Source organism: Polaribacter sp. BAL334 (assembly GCF_015767435.1).
Lineage (GTDB): Bacteria > Bacteroidota > Bacteroidia > Flavobacteriales > Flavobacteriaceae > Polaribacter.
On record NZ_JADWOV010000168.1, the window covers coordinates 1 to 580 of the forward strand.

Below are 580 nucleotides of genomic sequence, written 5' to 3' on the forward strand. Positions count from 1 at the left end.
ATTTTGATTTTTATTCTTTAGAAGAGGTTACACCTCACAGGTTTTGGAAACCTGTTAGGTGTTTTAAAATGATGATTTGGTTTGTGGGTACGAGCGATACGCTATCACTAGCGGGGTCATTTAAAATTACAATCTGTGGTTTCTTAATTACGTTTAAGATTTTTAATTTGCAACACATAAATATACCCACCACTGCCACAATATTTTACTTTCATTTCAACTTTGTTTCCTGGAATTAGGGTATATTTCAACATACTTAAATCGTAATTTGATGTTAAATCTGTATCGATATAGCATTTATGTCTTACCCCTTTTTCATCTTGTATAAGCAATTCATAATCACTAAAGCCCTCCTCTTTTATATTTATAACATAGCCAATCATTTTCTTTTTAGCCAAAGTACACCCATCTTTTTTGAAAATAGAAATTGTAACATCTGCTTTTTGAAATGGTGGTGCAGGTGGTACACCAAAGAGATAAGGTTTATTGTTTTGTTGAGAAAATGAGAAGCTAACTATGAATAACAATGTTACTAAAATAGATAATTTTCGAGGGCTAAAGTTTTGAGATGAGGTACTCA

1 protein-coding gene is annotated in these 580 nt (G+C 31.6%); it reads right to left on the bottom strand.

All coding sequences use genetic code 11. The features are described from left to right. Positions 1-143: 143 nt before the first annotated feature. A partial coding sequence (locus IU405_RS00880) for a hypothetical protein (RefSeq protein ID WP_197436754.1) occupies positions 144-580 on the bottom strand: 437 nt, incomplete at its 5' end.